The organism is Nocardia sp. NRRL S-836, assembly GCF_001279525.1.
Lineage (GTDB): Bacteria > Actinomycetota > Actinomycetes > Mycobacteriales > Pseudonocardiaceae > Lentzea.
This window is the reverse complement of the sequence record NZ_LGDY01000102.1, coordinates 16,659-33,486: the sequence shown is the minus strand read 5'-3', so window position 1 is coordinate 33,486 and position 16,828 is coordinate 16,659. Positions and strand designations below refer to the sequence as shown.

The 16,828-nt window shown below is 68.3% G+C and carries 19 protein-coding genes and 1 CRISPR repeat array (1 of these 20 running past the window's edge); of the genes, 8 read left to right on the top strand and 11 right to left on the bottom strand.

All coding sequences use genetic code 11. The features are described from left to right. The first annotated feature begins 150 nt into the window (after positions 1-150). Positions 151-489: a hypothetical protein gene (locus tag ADL03_RS21205; protein WP_231642090.1), complete on the top strand. Its 339-nt coding sequence runs from the start codon at positions 151-153 to the stop codon at positions 487-489. Between the two features lie 9 nt (positions 490-498). On the opposite strand, the gene ADL03_RS21200 is transcribed toward ADL03_RS21205, so the two are convergent. Further along, complete coding sequence (locus ADL03_RS21200) at positions 499-1,518, bottom strand: helix-turn-helix transcriptional regulator (RefSeq protein WP_157529045.1); 1,020 nt, start codon at positions 1,516-1,518, stop codon at positions 499-501. A 155-nt stretch (positions 1,519-1,673) separates the two neighbouring features. Here ADL03_RS21200 and ADL03_RS21195 point away from each other — a divergent pair, with 155 nt between their 5' ends. Continuing rightward, positions 1,674-2,315 (top strand): HAD family hydrolase, encoded by a 642-nt coding sequence (locus tag ADL03_RS21195; RefSeq protein WP_053735258.1) that lies wholly within the window; start codon positions 1,674-1,676, stop codon positions 2,313-2,315. Between the two features lie 7 nt (positions 2,316-2,322). On the opposite strand, the gene ADL03_RS21190 is transcribed toward ADL03_RS21195, so the two are convergent. The 3 genes from ADL03_RS21190 to ADL03_RS21180 form a co-directional block, all read right to left on the bottom strand. Continuing rightward, a complete protein-coding gene (locus tag ADL03_RS21190) occupies positions 2,323-3,036 on the bottom strand; it encodes a hypothetical protein (protein WP_157529043.1) in 714 nt (237 codons plus the stop codon). Between the two features lie 97 nt (positions 3,037-3,133). Further along, positions 3,134-3,862 carry a 5-formyltetrahydrofolate cyclo-ligase gene (locus ADL03_RS21185; RefSeq protein WP_053735256.1) on the bottom strand — a complete coding sequence of 243 codons (729 nt, stop codon included), beginning with the start codon at positions 3,860-3,862 and terminating at the stop codon, positions 3,134-3,136. Between the two features lie 11 nt (positions 3,863-3,873). Further along, positions 3,874-5,052 (bottom strand): helix-turn-helix transcriptional regulator, encoded by a 1,179-nt coding sequence (locus tag ADL03_RS21180; protein WP_063798668.1) that lies wholly within the window; start codon positions 5,050-5,052, stop codon positions 3,874-3,876. Positions 5,053-5,316: 264 nt separating this feature from the next. On the opposite strand from ADL03_RS21180, the gene ADL03_RS50835 reads away from it, so the two are divergent. The 3 genes from ADL03_RS50835 to ADL03_RS21170 are packed head-to-tail and all read left to right on the top strand — an operon-like array spanning position 5,317 to position 6,886. Further along, a complete protein-coding gene (locus ADL03_RS50835) occupies positions 5,317-5,589 on the top strand; it encodes a zinc finger protein (protein WP_157529037.1) in 273 nt (90 codons plus the stop codon). Beyond that, complete coding sequence (locus ADL03_RS21175) at positions 5,586-6,161, top strand: hypothetical protein (RefSeq protein ID WP_053735254.1); 576 nt, start codon at positions 5,586-5,588, stop codon at positions 6,159-6,161. Before ADL03_RS50835 ends, ADL03_RS21175 begins: the two co-directional genes overlap by 4 nt. Positions 6,162-6,220: 59 nt before the next feature. Then, on the top strand, positions 6,221-6,886 hold the full coding sequence (locus ADL03_RS21170) for a helix-turn-helix domain-containing protein (protein WP_197288521.1): 666 nt from the start codon (positions 6,221-6,223) through the stop codon (positions 6,884-6,886). Positions 6,887-7,089: 203 nt separating this feature from the next. On the opposite strand, the gene ADL03_RS21165 is transcribed toward ADL03_RS21170, so the two are convergent. Further along, positions 7,090-7,785: a hypothetical protein gene (locus ADL03_RS21165; RefSeq protein WP_053735252.1), complete on the bottom strand. Its 696-nt coding sequence runs from the start codon at positions 7,783-7,785 to the stop codon at positions 7,090-7,092. Between the two features lie 57 nt (positions 7,786-7,842). Next, complete coding sequence (locus ADL03_RS21160) at positions 7,843-9,063, bottom strand: multidrug effflux MFS transporter (protein ID WP_231642088.1); 1,221 nt, start codon at positions 9,061-9,063, stop codon at positions 7,843-7,845. Positions 9,064-9,222: 159 nt separating this feature from the next. Between ADL03_RS21160 and ADL03_RS21155 the strand changes: the two genes are divergently transcribed. The 3 genes from ADL03_RS21155 to ADL03_RS21145 all read left to right on the top strand — a co-directional run bounded on the left by ADL03_RS21155 (position 9,223) and on the right by ADL03_RS21145 (position 11,856). Beyond that, the gene (locus ADL03_RS21155; RefSeq protein WP_053735251.1) at positions 9,223-10,098 is read left to right on the top strand and encodes a helix-turn-helix transcriptional regulator; all 876 of its coding nucleotides are present in this window, start codon (positions 9,223-9,225) and stop codon (positions 10,096-10,098) included. A 301-nt stretch (positions 10,099-10,399) separates the two neighbouring features. Continuing rightward, the gene (locus ADL03_RS21150; protein WP_053735250.1) at positions 10,400-11,416 is read left to right on the top strand and encodes a zinc-dependent alcohol dehydrogenase family protein; all 1,017 of its coding nucleotides are present in this window, start codon (positions 10,400-10,402) and stop codon (positions 11,414-11,416) included. Between the two features lie 29 nt (positions 11,417-11,445). Further along, on the top strand, positions 11,446-11,856 hold the full coding sequence (locus ADL03_RS21145) for a cupin domain-containing protein (protein WP_053735249.1): 411 nt from the start codon (positions 11,446-11,448) through the stop codon (positions 11,854-11,856). Positions 11,857-11,962: 106 nt separating this feature from the next. On the opposite strand, the gene ADL03_RS50830 is transcribed toward ADL03_RS21145, so the two are convergent. From ADL03_RS50830 to ADL03_RS21120, 5 genes are all read right to left on the bottom strand, one after another. Beyond that, on the bottom strand, positions 11,963-12,223 hold the full coding sequence (locus ADL03_RS50830; protein ID WP_197288520.1) for a DegT/DnrJ/EryC1/StrS family aminotransferase: 261 nt from the start codon (positions 12,221-12,223) through the stop codon (positions 11,963-11,965). Continuing rightward, positions 12,220-12,822: a hypothetical protein gene (locus ADL03_RS48525; protein ID WP_053735248.1), complete on the bottom strand. Its 603-nt coding sequence runs from the start codon at positions 12,820-12,822 to the stop codon at positions 12,220-12,222. Before ADL03_RS48525 ends, ADL03_RS50830 begins: the two co-directional genes overlap by 4 nt. Before the next feature lie 1,382 nt (positions 12,823-14,204). Then, complete coding sequence (locus tag ADL03_RS45615) at positions 14,205-14,492, bottom strand: type I-E CRISPR-associated endoribonuclease Cas2 (RefSeq protein ID WP_369808999.1); 288 nt, start codon at positions 14,490-14,492, stop codon at positions 14,205-14,207. A 131-nt stretch (positions 14,493-14,623) separates the two neighbouring features. Next, a complete protein-coding gene (locus ADL03_RS21125; protein ID WP_053735245.1) occupies positions 14,624-15,247 on the bottom strand; it encodes an Imm1 family immunity protein in 624 nt (207 codons plus the stop codon). After that, a complete protein-coding gene (locus ADL03_RS21120) occupies positions 15,244-15,987 on the bottom strand; it encodes a DddA-like double-stranded DNA deaminase toxin (protein ID WP_053735244.1) in 744 nt (247 codons plus the stop codon). Before ADL03_RS21120 ends, ADL03_RS21125 begins: the two co-directional genes overlap by 4 nt. Before the next feature lie 387 nt (positions 15,988-16,374). Next, positions 16,375-16,828: direct repeats of the CRISPR family, unit length 28 nt; unit sequence GGACCACCCCCGCGTGCGCGGGGAGAAC (it continues 240 nt past the right edge of the window).

Genomic DNA, 16,828 nt, shown 5'->3' with positions numbered 1-16,828 from the left:
AGGCTCGCATCAGCTGTCTCGCCTGCGCGGCCGAGAGCGCCGACCACTGCTGGCGACTCGTCTCCACCACGGCCGCTCCCGACCGCGCCGAGCTGTCCGAGGAGCGTTACGTCGAACTCGTCCGGAGTCGGTCCCAGGCGACTTTCGCAGTTGGCTGCGGTGATCATGCTCAGTAGTGCCTTCACCGTCTGGGAGGGCGACAGCGTGCACGGCCGGAGGGCCGTTGTCACAGGCGTCTCGGTTCAGCTGGACCGCCTTTTCCCGCGCGCACCCGGCGCCCAGAGGCATGTCATCGCAACCGGTCTAGACCTGACCGGCACGGTGAAGGGACGGCTGCACGGCCGCTTCCCCAGTGTCGAGGGCGACTGGCTCGGCGTTGTCAACTACGAGATCGGCTACGCCGACGGTCGACCCGCCAAGGTGCATCTGGTCGACCAACTCGTTCCGTTCCACGTGCTACGGCTGCGCAATCACGGCGGGCCGCGCTGAGAGGCGATGTCAGGCCCAATCCTGGGCCCGCTCGTACCGCCTGCGCTGCTCGGTCCTTATCCCGGTGTGGTCGTCCGCGGACAGTTCCTCTCCGAGCTGCGCCACGAACACTCTCGACTCCCGTTCGTCCATACTGGACTCGTGGAGGGCGCGGATGGTCGACCGGTAGTCGAGAGCAGCTTCGCCTTCGAGGACGAGGGTGGAGTTCTCGCGCTCCACGTAGACCAACGGCGCGTACGTCTCGAAGGTCAGCCAGGTAAACGATCCGCACACGCCGGCATGGGCCCCATGGGCGGCGGGCACCACTCGAATCTGGACCTTCGGACGCACTGCCATCTGCAGAAGGTGGTGGATCTGTTCAGCGTGAACTTCACTTCCGCCGACAGGCAGGCGCAGCGCCGACTCGTGCAGGTAGTAGCTACCTGCGATGTCGATCCATCTAGGGTGCTCACGCACTTTCGCCTGCGCTTGCATGCAGTTCTCCAGCTCGGCGGCGGTCACCCGAGGGGAAGCAGCGATCAACGCACGCATGTAGGCGGGCGTCTGCAGGAACAGCGGCATCACGTGGTTGTGCCAGCTGACCAACATCTCGGCGATCGCGAGGTGGTCGACGACCGCGGGAGCGGGCATCCCGGCCTCGTGTCGCTGCAACCAGCTTCCGGAGAACATGTTGTCGGCGAGAGCGAGCAGCCGGTCGCGTTCGGCAGGTGTAACGCGGCAGATACCAAGCAGCAGGGCGAGGTCGGTTGGGCTGGCTGTGACCTTGCCGTGCATCAGGTTCGAGATCTTCGATGGGTCCCAGCCGAGAAGCTCAGCGATCCCACGCCCGTTGAACTGCGCGTGGCTGATCGCCGCGCGCAGGCCAAGTCCGAACTCGCGGCTTCGAGCCGTGGATGCGTGTGACGACAACATGCGGGTTTCCTTGCGATGACTGGTGGTCTGTCCACTCGGACGGATCTGAAGCCAACCTCCGCACACCACGCCCCACCAGCCCACGAATCGCGCGTGGATCTGCCGGGAATCGGCCATGCGCCGGTGCTACCTGGGACGACCGATCCGGCATCCGATCCGACCCGATCGGGTGGTTGAATCCGCAGAAATCATGATCACGTCGGGCACCTCTGCGACTGTGCGGCCGCCAGACCACCGCACACCGCCGATCTCGATGCCGTATACGTAAGTGCGTGGTCACTGCTGTCGTGTTCGATGTGGGCGAGACGCTGCTGGATGATTCGCGTGAGTGGGGTGCGTGGGCCGACTGGATCGGCGTGTCGCGCCACACGTTCTCCACGGTGTTGGGCGCGGTGACCGCGGCCGGCAGGGACAACGCGGAGACGTTCCAGTACTTCCGGCCCGGCTTCGACGTGGCACGCGAGCGGCAGCTCCGCGAGGACGCGGGACAGGGCGAGCACATCGGTGAGTCCGACCTCTACCCGGATGTCCGGTCGGGCCTCGGGGCGCTTCGTGACCTGGGCCTGTGGGTGGGGATCGTCGGCAACCAGACGGCACGTGCCGCTGATCTGCTCCGCGGACTCGGACTGCCGGCGGACTACGTCTCGACCTCAGGTGAATGGGGCGTCGCCAAGCCCGCGCCGGCCTTCTTCGACCGTGTGATCGACGTTGCGCCAGGAGCCGGTGGCGAGATCGTGTACGTCGGCGATCACCGGGACAACGATATCGTTCCCGCGAAGGCCGCGGGACTGCGAACAGCGCTCATCCGACGCGGGCCTTGGGGACATCTATGGGCAGACGATCCATTGGTACGGCGGGACGCCGACTGGGTGATCGATTCGTTGGACGAACTTCCCGCGTTGCTGACGGCGTAGCCGGCGCTCAGATCCCTCGCGCGCCCGCCCACGCCGCCAGCTCGACCACCCTGCTGTTCCCCGGCCGACGCCGAAGAAGCGCTGCGAGGGCGCGCTTGGCCCGCGGGTGTTCGCGGGCGTGTTGAGGAGCGGCGTCGCGGGCCAGTTCGATGGACTCGTGAGCGTCGTCGAGACGGCCCAGGTCGAGTTGAGCGCTGCCCAGGTCGATGAAGTAGTGGGATCGGCGCTCCGCGCGAACCTCGTTCGGTGGGTGCCAGGTGGCCGCGCGCTCGATCCCCGCTGGATCGCCGAGCTCGGCGGCGACCGCCAGTTCGTGGATGCGCATGGAGTGCGAACCGAAAGCAGTGCCGCGGTAGATCCTCTCCTGCGCGGCCTCGGCTGCTCGCCGAGCTTCTCGTAGATGCTCGGCGGCCGCGCTGCTCGCACTGGTTCGGCCGGCCACCACAGCCGCCCTCATGTGCAGGGATCTATACGCGGCCGCGGTGTGCGGATCACCGTTCCGCAGGCGGCCGACCTCGTCAGCTGCCTTGAGCAGAGCCCTTCCAGTACTACCGAGGTCGCCGTCGGCGAAGAACGTCTCGGTGCGGACGTACTCGGCCGCGGCGACCAGGAGGGGGTCGTCGGCCTCCGCGGCTGAGTGTCGGATCAGATCGACAAGACGAGCTGAAAGGTCGAGATATCCGAACTTGAAAGCGACGCTGTCTGCCGCCCGAATCGCCAACGCCCGCAGCACTGCGACCCGGCGACGGGTATGCGGACGCCGACTTGGCCACCGCGGTACCGGGTGAGACGGTGACAGTGTTCGGCCACCGGCGAGTTCATCGCTCGAAGTGGCGCCGACCCGCTCGGGTAGCGAGGGCCGGGATCGCCGCGATCTTGGCCGGATCCAGCTTCGACCACACGATGCCGGCGGGCCGTCGCGGCGGGCCGCACTCGATCACCTGGGTCGGAGTGACGATCGAGTCGACCGAGAAGTCGTGGTCGGTTTCCGGCAGGTCTCCCTCGACGATCTGGAGGTCGTGGACTGTGGTGACGATGGTGGTCGTCTGGCTGATGAGGCCTGCCTCCTGCAGCAGAGCGACCTCGATGTCGCTGTAGCCGGCGCCCTTGCCGAGCCGGGCACCGTGCCGGTTGACGGCGACGGAACCGCACACGACGAGATCGACGTGTGGCATGTCGTCGGTGTCGACGGTTCTCGCGAAGGCCGCGGCGAGCTTGGGCACTGCCGCTTCTGCCGGCGCGACGGCCAGCGTGGAGGGATCGAGCTCGTAGAACGGCTTCTCGGCAGCGATCTTGGGCACCGCCACGTAGAGCAGCTTGCCTTGTTCGAGAGCGAGTACCCGGACTGGCGCCTGAGGTTTGTCCGGCACCGCCTTCACCACGCGCGCTTCCTGCCACACCGCCAGTTCAGCGAGCCTGGCGGCCGCATGCTCGGCCCCGGCGAAGTTGGGGATGGTGCCGTGGACGTCGGGCGGTGCGGCGCCTCGTTCGGCCAGCAAGTCCCAGACGCGGTGGCGAGCTTCGTTCTTGGCGTCGTCGCGCGTCACGGGCAGCCTCTCTACGTTGCCGCCATCACCGTCAGCAGGCGGTCGTACACCTGATCTACCACAGGTTCCTTCCGCCATGGGCGCATCTGCCGCGCGGCGTCGAACACGACGTTGATGCCACCGCCGCCCCACGTTCCCTCAACCAGGTCGATGGCGAGGTGCAGCGTCGCCGCCGCGGTGTGCAGGTCCTGTTCGAGCAGGTGCGCCACGCTGAGGTTGGCCAGCACGATGCTGCGCGACTTCGACCGGGACGAGGACTGGGCCGCGACACGTTCCAGAGCTGGCTTTGCCTTCTTGGCGTCCTTCAGGCGCAGGTGGCACGAACCTGCCAGACGGTCATAGTGAGTTTCGGAGAACATGTCCGCGGCTGGCTCGTCGGGCGAGGTCCGCTCGAACTGCTGTTGTGCGCGACCGAGAGAGTCGTCGCATGCGCGGCGCTCGCCACGCATCGCGTGCGCCTCGGCAGCGTGGAGGCTGGCAAGTCCCGCGAGCACCGGGCTGCGCCCTCGTGCCGCGTCTTCGGCGGACAAGGTGAGCGCTAGTCCACTGCGAGGATCCTTGTTGCCGTACAGCTTGAGATACGAGGTTCGAAGAAGCGCAACGCCTTCCAAGATCGGGTCATTGATCTGCCGTGCCGCCTTGGTCGCACAAGCGAAGTGCCCGTGGGACTCGTCGTGGCCGCGCCGCTGGGACACGTCCCACACGAGCTGGCCCATCAGGATCGACGCTTCCGCCTCTGCCACAAGCAGGTCGCGTCTGACGCCGTACCTCTGGGCGTGTTCGAGCAACAGCCGGGCTTCGCCGAGCGCCTGGCCGGCCTCGGCGAGCAAGGCGGTCGAACGTTCACTGTCGTAGCGGAGGTTCAACTCCGCGACACGATCGCGGAGCTCCGCTGCTGCGGCGAAGTCGACCTTGGCCGGGTTGGCGACGGCCCAGCGCACGCGATCCCGACCGGCATCGTCCAGGTCCGGGTCGTCACCGTTGGCGGGAAGAAGTAGATCCGCAGCCTCCTTGGTGGTCAGCCCGATCGCCTTGGCCAGACGCGGCTGCAGAAGCGGCTCCGGAACGTTCTCACCGCGTTCCCAGCGCCCGATCGTGCCGACGCTGACGCCGAGGAGCTCCGCCAGCTGCTCCTGGGTGTAGCCCGCTGCTTTCCGGCGGGCCGCAAGTGCTTTCCTCGGCGTCGCCATCGATCTCCCCTGAACGATCCGGCGCATAGTCATAGGCAGCCTAGCTTGGATCAACTACAAATCGGCGGCTCAGCCCAGCGAAATTCTGTTTCACCCAATTAGGGCATCGGGACGTTCGGGCAGGTAGACGCCCCAGTCGATGGATCCTTGCTAGATCTGCGGCTGATTCGTGTGCTGGTTCTTCGCCAGTACATCGATTTCCGTGGATCACTGCCGGACAACACGCGCTTGGTCGCGTTCCATGTTTCGCGGGAGTGATCGGACATGTCTCGCAGCTATAAATGGCAGCCGCACGACGGCGGCCGTCATGCGATACCTCAGGAGCTTGCTGTTCACGATGTCGGTCGCACGCTGTGCGGCCTGAAGGTCGTGGTCGGGCCAGATGTCTGGCCGGCCTGCGAGCGGTGCTGGCCCACGTGCGTCAAGTGCGATCGCGCCTGGCGAGCGGCGGAGAACACCCTCCCTTGGCCGAGGGAAGAGGACTCGTACGCTGGAGCCGAGGTCTCCGCGGGCGAGGAAGTGGCTTCGCTCTCATGAGCTACGACGGGTTCGACTCACACGAGCAGGCGCAGTCCGGGTTCGAGCAGATCGTCTTCGACGAGTTCCGGCGCCAGCAGAGGAACGTCAGTGACCTCGGTGTCCAGTGGGGTCTCAGCGCGGTCGGGCATCAGCTGCAGACTCAGCCGACGGGTGTTGAATGGGCGCTTGAGCTCATCGTGACGCACGGGGACGAACGGGTGCTCGTCTCAGCGGCGAGCCTCATGGCATCGATCCTGCTCGACGGTGTTCCACGCGATCAGCTCATGTCGCCGGTCAAGATCCCGGTGTCTTTCGCGCTGCCCGGCGGTGTCGACGCCGAGGACCGCCTTGCGTGGCAGGAGAACGTCAAGGTCGCCTCCGCTGTCGTGTCCGCTTTCGCGGCACGGGACGCTGCCGCGATCGAGAAGGCCATCTCCGTTCTCCGCGGCGAAGGCGCGTTCGAGGTGATGGTCGTCCTGGTGTCCGCGGCGGCACGCACACTCGAACGCCACGCCGCATGGTTGATCGAGGCCATGCGCTGCGCCGGCATGCCCGCGACGGAACCCACCTCACCGGCGAGCGACACGTGAAGATCATCGACAACGTCCCGAAGGACTCGCGGCTCACCTGGAACCGAAGGGGCGGCCTGGTGCTGACGGCGCTGCTCACGCGAGTCGGCCGTCAGCTGACGACGGGCCGACTCGTGCGGTTGACCGGCCTCACCACCGCAGACGTGGGCAAGCAGGCCGCCAGGTTCGCCAAGGCAGGCGTGCTGTCCCGGCGCACCGACCTCGACGCGTGCCCGGCCAAGGACTACTTCCGCCTGCCCAAGGGCAGCGTCACGAAGGCACGCACGCAACTACAGCTGGTCGACGACGAGGTCTTGCGCGAGCTCGCCGAGGAACGGGGACTCGACGTCGATACCGCATTCGGCCAGTTCCCGGAACGACAGCCGTACGCGACCGCGTTGGGAAAGGCTTTGCGGACCGTTCGCGAGGACCTGGGATGGAGCCTCAAAGACGTGGAGAAGCTGGTGCCGGTGTCGACGGCCACCATGTCGAACTTCGAGACCGGAGGCCGACTGCCCACCCTGATCACGCTGGCCGAGCTCGCACGTGCGTACGGAGCAGACGTCGTCGAGCTGATCGTGCACGCCGCCTGCCACTCGCAGCCCGACAAGAAGGTCCAGCGCCTGAGAATCGCGGACCCGACCTTCCGGGCGGTGCTCACCCACCTGTACGCCGCCCATGATCAACGAGAGCGGGCTCGCCTGAGAGTCACGCAGCCGCAAGGAGTCACCACTCAAGCGAGCTGATCCCGCGAATGCTCGACCGCTGGACCCTTGGTTGCGACAACGCGCACCGGCAGTCGTGGGGCGGCTTATGGAGGTTCGGAGCCGTGTTCACGTAGTAGGCATTGACGACCCCGCGGTGCTGCACGCCCGACCACCGTGCGGCCTCGGATCGACGAGAGCGAACAGCGGTGTCGAGCTTCATGGTCAGCGTTCGGCCCGCGTCGTCATAGCTGAACTCCGTGAGCTGCGATGTCGCGAGTGATCCCGCGGCGCGCGGACTTGGTCAGAGTCGGCCAGGTGGAGACGGGTACGTGTGCGCCGAGCAGGTCGAGCAGCACGGGCAGGAGTTCGGTATCGGTGCGTGGGGTGAGTCCTGCGGCACGAGCGGCGGCGAGCATGTCGCGGACACGGCTGTCGGTGAAGGCCGGGACCTCGGTGCTGGGCGGTAGACCGGTCCAGGGTAATGTGTGCCAGTTGTCCGTGTGGGGGTCTTGGAAGAACACGGTGCGGGCATCGCGGGGGTCGCGGTGGATCTGCCAGGTGCCACGATGGCGCCCGCTTCGCGTGGACGGACCGTCGCGGTAAGGGTTCAGGGCAGGGCTGTCGTACCACAGCCCTCGGATCTTGACGCCACGTCGACGGTGGATGGCGACGTGGTGAGCGGGAAGCAGCTGGTAGTACAGCTCGGGTGCGGGGATGTGCAGGGCGAATCCGCCTTGCGCCATCGCCGCGGCGAACGGGGTGTTCGGGCTATGGCCGCCTGCAGGGTCCCAGCTTGGGGCGTCCAGCGCGAAGGTGTAGTCGTCCTTGCCCTGTCGTGTGACGTCTTCGGCGAGGCTGGCCCCCGCGCCGAGGGAGGGCAGAGCTGTGAAGGAGGCGGCGGTCGCGGCGAACAGTCCGAGCGCTTTGCGGCGTTCCATGGAGCGTTCCTCACATTCGGTTGGTGGGAAGGGCGCGACGGTCGGTGGTGCGGCTGCTCAGACGAGTGCGCTCAGTGGTCTGGTGGACGTCTTCGCGGGGCGGGCGAGGACGAGCAGGCCCACCATGGACAGCGCGGCGCACGTCATCATCAGCAGGGCCATCGGCACCGCGGTGTGCTCGCCGCCGAGCCCGGCGATCGGGGCGATGACGCCGGCGGCGGTCCACTGGACGAAGCCGAGGACCGCCGATCCGGTGCCTGGGTGCTCGGGGACCTCCGCGGAGGCGAGTGCGCCGCCGTTGGGACCGATGAGGCCCTGCGCGGTCATGAGCACGGCGAAGCACACGAGCGCAAGCGGCAGTGGGGTGTCCCACCACAGCGCACCGGCGAGCATCGCCACGCCGGCAAGGAGGGCGGCGATCTGCCCGGCGGCGATAACCTTGCGTGTCGCGACGCGTCCGGCGAGCCGGGCGGCGATCAGCGCGGCGGCCGTCATACCGGCGGCGTTGGCGGCGAAGTCAGCCGAGTACGCGACCGGGGACATCCCGTTCATCGATTGCAGCACGAACGCCGACGTCGCCACGTAGGCGAACACCGCACCCATCGCCGACCCGCTGACCAGCACATACCCGAGGTAGCGGCGCTGGCGCAGCACGTGCCGCCCGTTGCTCACGAACGTCCGCAGACCGCCGCCGTGCCGCTGCTCGACCGGCAGCGTCTCCGGTACGGCCACCAGCACGGCAAGGGTCATCGCGACGCCCATCGCCGCGACGGCCCAGAACGACACTCGCCAGTGCGACAGCTGCAGGATGACCGCGCCGAGCAACGGCCCGACAATGGGCGCGATGCCGCCGACGGCCGCGATGACGTTCAGGATGCGCACCAGCCGGGCGCCACGAGCGAGGTCGACGATGACGGCCCGGCCGATCACCATGGCCCAGCCGCCGGCGAAGCCCTGCAGGAAGCGTCCCGCCATCATGACCGCGATGGAGGGGGTGAGAGCGCACACGACCGAGGCGGCCGTCATCGCGACGATCGAGGCGATCAGCAGCCGCCGGCGGCCGTACTGGTCCGAGACCGGGCCTCCGATGAGCTGGCCGAGGGCCATGCCGACGAAGAAGGTCGTCAGAGTCAGCTGGACCTGCGTCGCCGTCGCCGACAACTCGCCCGCGACGCGGGGGAACGCCGGCACGTACATGTCGGTGGCCAGCGGCGCGATCGCGGTCAAGAAGATCACGGTGGCGACCAGGCCGGCGGTGAGCCGCGCCTGGCGAACCAACGGGCGAACCACACCCCTGACGGCCGGCGCCGTTGGCGCGGAGATCGGTGAGGGCATGTGTTCGAGCAAACCCGCTGCGGGCGGCACGAAGAAGACACCAGCCATAGGTGTACTGGCAGTACATCCCAGTTCAGCGGGATGCGTCGTACCGTCGAGAACGTGAACAACCGAGCCGAAGTGCACGACTTCCTCACCTCGCGGCGTGCCAAGGTCACGCCCGAGCGGGCCGGTCTGCCGACCGCGGGGCAGCGCCGCGTCCCTGGGCTGCGCCGCACCGAGGTGGCCGCGCTGGCCGGGATGAGTGTGGAGTACTACGCCAAGCTCGAGCGCGGACAGCTCGCCGGGGTTTCCCCCGGTGTGCTGGAGGCAGTCGCCCGCGCCCTGCAGCTGGACGACGCCGAGCGCGCACACCTGCTGCGCCTGGCACAGGAGGCCAACGGCAGCGGCGCGCTGTTGCGTCCCACCCGCAAGCCGAAACAGCGCGCGATCCGGCCGAGCCTGCAGTGGTCGCTCGACAGCATCACCAGCCCGGCGATCGTGGTGAACCTGCGCCAGGACCTGCTCGCCGCGAACCTGCTCGGCCGCGCGATGTACAGCGACGCCTACACCGACTCAACCGGTGTGCCGAACTTCGGCCGGTTCACCTTCCTGGAACCCATGGCGCGCCGGTTCTACCCGAACTGGGACCTCGCCGCCGACATGCTCGTGGCCAACCTCCGCACCGCCGCAGGCGTCGATCCGCACGACAAAAGCCTGCACGACCTCGTGGGTGAGCTGTCCACCCGCAGCGACGAGTTCCGCCGCCGCTGGGGCGCGCACAACGTCCGTATCCACGGCACCGGCAAGAAGACCTTCCACCACCACGTCGTCGGCGATCTCGACCTGGCGTACGAGAGCATGGACCTGCGGGCCGAGCCGGACCTCACCATGACGATCTACTCCGCCGAACCCGACTCGCCGACCGCACAGGCGCTGTCGCTGCTCGCCTCCTGGGCAGCCTCCGAGACCAGCACCGTGTCCACGCCCGAACGCTGAACACCACACGACCGCACCACTGGCCGATGCCTGCGGGACCTGGCTCGCGCCGGTTCGCATTCCCGGTTTCCGCGGTGTCATGCCGACGAAGGATGCCCTGCCAGTACACCTACCGGCAGTGCCTTCCCCAGGCGAATCAGGGCGCGTTCCTGGGTACGGAACAAGTGGGACCCGATGTTGCGGGGCGCGAGCCGCCGCGGCAGGGCCGGCGTTCCAGCGGGCCGATTCGGACCGCATCTTCCTCACCGGCGAACCACCGTCCGCGTGAGGCACCAGCCACCTCAGCACCGGAAGGACCCTCATGCGCGGAGCAGTGATCCACGCCCCCGGCGACGTCCGCTTCGAAACCCTGGACGACCCGAAGATCCTCCACCCGACCGACGCGATCATCCGCACGGCCGTCACCTGCGTGTGCGGTTCGGACCTCTGGCCCTGGCGCGGCCTGGAGCCGATCGGCGACGCGCACCCGATGGGACACGAGTACGTCGGCTTCGTCGAGGAAGTCGGCGCCGAGGTCACCTCGGTCAAGCCCGGCCAGTTCGTCGTCGGGTCCTTCGCCACCTCGGACAACACCTGCGCGAACTGCCGCAACGGCTTCCAGTCGAACTGCCTGCACCGCGAGTTCATGAGCACCTGCCAAGCCGAGTACGTGCGCATTCCCAACGCCCAGGGCACCCTCGTCGCCACCGACGACGTGCCCGGCGAACAGCTCTGGCCCGGCCTGCTGGCCGTGTCCGACGTCATGGGCACCGGCTGGTGGGCCGCCGACGCCGCGCAGGTCAAGCCCGGCTCGACCGCCGTGGTCGTCGGCGACGGCGCAGTGGGCCTGTGCGGGGTGATCGCGGCCAAGGAGATGGGCGCGGAACGGATCATCGCCATGTCCCGGCACACCACCCGGCAAGACCTCGCCCGGCAATTCGGCGCCACCGACATCGTCACCGAACGCGGCGAGGACGGCATCGCCGCGATCAAGGAGCTCACCGGCGGCATCGGCGCCGACTCCGTCCTGGAATGCGTCGGCACCGCACAGGCCATGCAACAAGCCCTGCACTCCGCCCGGCCCGGCGGCAACGTCGGCTTCGTCGGCGTCCCCCACGACGTCGCCGTCGACGGCCAAGAGCTGTTCTTCTCCCACGTCGGACTGCGCGGCGGCCCCGCCCCCGTGCGCCGCTATCTGCCCGACCTCATCGACCGCGTCCTGTCGAGCCGGATCGACCCCGGCAAGGTCTTCGACCTCACCCTGCCCCTCGAGCAGGTCGCCGAGGGCTACCGGGCCATGGACGAACGCCGCGCCATCAAAACCCTCCTCACGCCCTGATCCACACACACCACGGAGGAGAAACGACCGTGCAGATCACCCGAAGCTCGATCGACACCGCGAAGGGGCCCGCCGATTGGTTCACCGGCGACGTCTACATCGACGCCGTCGCCGCGGCTCCCGCCCCATCGCGGGTCACCGCCAACCTGGTGCACTTCATGCCCGGCGCACGAACCCACTGGCACCGCCACCCACTGGGCCAGACCGTCTTCGTCACCGAAGGAATCGGCCTGTGCCAGCGCCGGGGCGGCCCCGTCGAAGTCATCCGGCCCGGCGACCGCGTGCTGTTCGAAGCCGCCGAAGAGCACTGGCACGGCGCGGCACCCAACCGGCTGATGGTCCATCTGGCCATCAACGAGGGCGACGCCGACCACGACGTCGTGCACTGGCTGACCCCCGTCACCGACGAGGAATATGCCGCAGCCCCGCCCACCGCCTGAACGCGCGAAACCAGCCAGATCAGGCAGCAATGGGCCGACATGACGCTGGCCGCAACAGGAGGCCGCATGATCCGCGCGCCCTGCGGAACGCGGCACTGCGACGGACTTATCGCAGACGAACCGGTCGGCCGCCTCGGCAAACCCCAAAGAGATTGCCTCCACCGCGCTGCGCTTGCGGTCGCGTGATGCCCAGCAGCCGTAGCCGCCGCACGGTCGCGGCCGGCCCGCGCGGCACGAGCATGCCGCCCTCCAGACAGGTCAGATTCTTGATCGGGCCGAAACTGAAACAGGTCGCCACCCCTGGCCGGGCGCCGACGAGCGCCGAGCCGTGCCGGGACCCGAAGGCGTGGGCGGCGTCCTCGATCACCGTGATGCCGCGTGTGTCGCGGTTGGTGGGGTGAGAAGCCGGGCCTGCCAGCCCGCGGCGGTATCGCCGAGTTCGTCGACCAGGGCGTGGAGGTCGTCGGCTCTGTGCTCGGCGAGGATGTTTGCTCCCTGCCGGGCGAGGAGGTCGAGCAAGGGCGGGTAGATCGTGCCGGCCTGACAGAGATCGGTTTCGCCGTCGCAGCCGACCAGCACCGCGGGCCGGTCGAGGCAGTCGCGCACGGCGTCGACGAACAGTGGGTCGGCCCCGTAGCAGGCGCCGATCACGATGATCGGCGCCGTGATGCCCTGGCCGTGGTGGTCGCGGATACGGTGCCCGGTCAGCTCAAGCCGGCCGACGCGCGGCGGCAGGTAGCCGTGCCCGTCGAGCACGACCATGTCGGCGGGCGTGCGCAGCAGCGGCGGGATCTCGTGAGTGTGCTGGGGCGTCGCGACGGTGACGGTGACCGCGGAGGATCCGGCGTGTGCTGCGGTGGCGTCCCGAACGTGCTGGGCGACGCGGCTCGCGCTGTTCCAGACGACGAACAGCGCTGTCGGCGTCCGGGACGTGCTGGTCCGGGGTCGCGCGGTCTGCTGGTGCACCGGAATCCTCCTATCGCCGAACGCGATGAGATCGATGGGGCAGATGCGGACGAACTGTGAAGGGCTGCTCCTGGTCGGCCATCGACAGTCCCGGCGCGTTGTCCGGGAGAGCCAGTATGCCGGGACCCGCATAGTCCATGCCGCAGCCGAGTTGGCGCTGCGCGGCTACGCCAGCCACGCCGCTTTTGATGGTCTGATCCGGGCTGAGCCTGCGCTGCGAGCCGGCGAAGACCCTCACCGCGGCTGAGTGCGTGTTCGGCGCGCACCTGATCACGCAGTAGAGCCCGGCCAGTGCAGCCCGTCCACGCGGCCGCCCGAGGCCTCACCCGTCACTGACTCGCAGTCCGGTGGGCGTCGCCTGGCCGCCGTGTCCGGAGCCGTGGTCGAGTCACGGTGACGGCTTGAGTTCGGCGCCGCGCAGGCGGCCCCAGGCGTGTAAGTCTGCCGGTGTGCCCCGGCGACTCGTGCTGGCTGCGATGTCATGGCCGCCGAGTTCCAAGCTCGTCGAGCCGGCGCGGTGGTTGCTCAGTGGCCATTCCCCGCCGGGCCCGCCCCGCGGGCGAGACCGGCGCTCGGCGCCGCGCGGGGAGCACGCAGCATGGACGCGCAACTCCACGATTCCCGGCGAACCATCCCCGCGTACGCGGGGAGCACGACGAGAACGCAGGTCGTTCGGTACCGCAGTGCGGACCATCCCCGCGTGCGCGGGGAGCACCCCTGCACGAGCAGAGGCAGCGGGATCGGCGCGGGATCACCCCCGCGTGCGCGGGGAGCACTTGGCGTCCGACGGTGACTGGCGGCAGTCGTACGGATCACCCCCGCGAGCGCGGGGAGCACTTGAACCCGCTGTTGTCGCCCGAGATGAGGCCCGGATCACCCCCGCGAGCGTAGGGAGCACACGTCGCGCTTGGTGCGCGTAAGTCCGCCATCGGGATCACCCCCGCGAGCGCGGGGAGCACCAGCCCACCAGGTCCGCGACCACCTCGGGTGCGGGATCACCCCCCGCGAGCGCGGGGAGCACCATGGCAAGGGGATCCGGGGCGTCGAGGGTGCGGGATCACCCCCGCGAGCGCGGGGAGCACGCCAAGCCGGCCAAACCGCGACGTGCCGGCGGGGATCACCCCGCGTGCGCGGGGAGCACGGCGACAGCATCTACCGCAAGGAGTGGTGCGCGGGATCACCCCCGCGTGCGCGGGGAGCACCCCGCTCTCGGGGTAAAGCGCCGGATCCAGGCGGGATCACCCCCCGCGTGCGCGGGGAGCACACGCTGGTCCTGTTCGCCCCGGACCCGTACTTCGGATCACCCCCGCGTGCGCGGGGAGCACACTTGCTGACCAGCCTGTTTGTTCGAGTGAGGTGTGTTTTTGATTCATCTTTGTCGGTCAGCGTCCGTAGCGTCGCCGTTTGCTGGCGTTGCTCCACCCTTGTCGCCGTGGCTCTGACGGTTCGCTGGCGTTCTCAGTGTCGGCCGCGGGGCGCAGCATGAGCGTGATTCCCTCGAAGTCGACCGGTTTCCAGTTGTGGTCGTGAACTTGGAACGAGAGCCCTTGTTCGTTGTCCGCTGCGTGGACCATGATCGCTCGTCCGGTGCTGACCATCTCGACGACGCGGATCCACATGAGGGTGCGGACTCGCGCGGTCACCTTCCCGACGAAGACTCCGGGCGAGATCTCCAGCAGTCAGCGGGTGAGGTGTCCCCGCAGTCCGACGGGGCAGGCGGCGACCACGATGACCGTCATTCGTCATCTGTACAACTTCGCCTCCACGGTCTGCGTTCTGCTCAGCGCGCTGTGACTGCCTGTCAGTACGTCTCGAACGGTTGCCATTGCACGGACTCCGGCCGTACACCGGTCTGCGCGAACTCGAGCAATGCCGCCCGCGCCAGTGCTGCCGGGATGATCGCGTTGCGAGGAAACTCCGTCTCGTTCGCCGTGTCCACGTACAGCGTCGGTACGTCGCCAGGCGCAATATCCTCGGAGTATGTCACCCATGCCCGACGTTCGAGCGCGACGTCAAGGCCACCCGTTTGAGGGGAGTTGGTGTCCACGTCGATTTCGTGCGTCCTGCCCACGTTCCGCATGACCATCAGCTCAATCTGAAGCCTCGTCGGCCGCGCCTGTTCCGGCAGGTCTTCCCGTACCCAGTGCTTGACCAGCCGCACCGCCCGCTGCACATCCTTCGGGCCGAAGTAGTGCAGCGCGACGTACTCGCCGGCCGGGGAGAGATCCAGCTTGAACATCCGGTCGGGAATCTTCGCGGGGCCGAACCTGGGCAGTTCCCGCGCCGCGATCTGTGTGGGATGCGGCTGCGGTTCCTCGAGGATCGCCGCCAGCGTCCGCTTGAGGTCGGATTCGGTACGGACCTCGACTGGCTCCGTAGCGCGGTTCGCGCCCTTGTAGAAGTAGAAGTCGAGCGTGTAGCTCACCGCGCATCCCTTCCCTGGAACACGTGCGAACCTACCGGATCATGCACGATCAACGCCTGGCCTGGTCGAAGGATGTACGGCAGGGTCACGTGGCATCCCAGCATGCCAGCACACACCTCCTTGTTCACGACCAGTTCAATCACGTCGACCTCTGACTGCCGCATGCGCCAGGCGACCTTGGCTTCGACGTGCTTGGTGACCTCCGCCTTCTGGCCGGGCCACACGACGCCCTGGCCGGCCAGGTGGTCGTTGATGCGGTCGTGTTCGCCGTCGGCTTCCCGCCCGCTCTGCACAAGGTCTGAGTGTCCGTCGGCATCCCGCCAGATTCCACTGGTCTTGTAGTGGGGCAACTGGGATCGAGCCCAGACAACCCAGGCCGGGTTCTTTCCCAGGCCGCCGCCCAGGCCCCCGCTGCCACCGCTTCCGCCGCCGCTGTTGCCGCCTCCACTGCTTCCGCTGGACGCCGGCGCGGACGTCGACGCGAATGCATCCCGTATCCGGCTGACGCCCTCGCGCGCCTCACGCAGCTCGTTGATCAGCGTCTGCGCCCTGGACCGCACCTGCTCAAACCGGACAAGCACCGCCGCGGCGTCCGCCTCGTTCGTACCCGCCGACGCAGCCCTGATCAGGCCCTCGGCCTCACCGGCCAACTCGCAGGCCAGCTGCAACATCGCAATGGCCCGGTCAGCCATCCCCATGACTTGATCCAGCTGTGCCCTGACCTCCGCGAACGTCGCCACACCAGCCCTCCCCGACTGGTCCGATCCTCGCACGGGATACCGACAATGGTGCGATGCGAGACCGCGGTGAACAGGGTGTCCATGACGACGAACGCCCGTTGACCTTGGCCCACGCGGGTGTAGAGGCGGGCCAGGTCGGTGGTTGGTTCTGCCTTGGTCGAAAGCTGCGCGCTGGACAGTGGGACGATGCCACAGGACGCGCTAACCGTCCTGACCACAGTGCTTCCTCATGCCGAAGAGATCATTGTGGGTGCCTGCCCAGTGCGGCACCGGAGCCACGTCACCGGGTAGGCGCGTTGCGGCGACCGTCATGGCTGTGCGGCCGTGCCCAGATGATCAGAGGGCTAAGCGTGTCAGATGATGTGTCTTGGCAGACGTGCCCGCCGAGGGGCCACCCCCCCGTGCGGGGAGAACGGGTGTCCTGCAGATACAGGACTCACAGCGACGGGACCACCCCCGCATGCGCGGGGAGAACTCGAACACCATGCCCGACACCGCGTCGTCGCCGGGACCACCCCCGCGTGCGCGGGGAGAACTTCGCGAACTGGGCAGCAACGGCCAACTTGCCGGGACCACTCCCGCGTGCGCGGGGAGAACCCCGCGGCGCCACACCCCCTCTTGTCCCGCAGTGGACCACCCCCGCGTGCGCGGGGAGAACGGTGGGAGCGAGCTCCCGCCACTGCGCGACCCGGGACCACCCCCGCGTGCGCGGGGAGAACTCCTGGTCCTCGACCGAGACGCCGAGGTGCAGGGGACCACCCCCGCGTGCGCGGGGAGAACGCGGCGAGCTCGGCTCGGCTGCCGGGGAAGTAGGGACCACCCCCGCGTGCGCGGGGAGAAC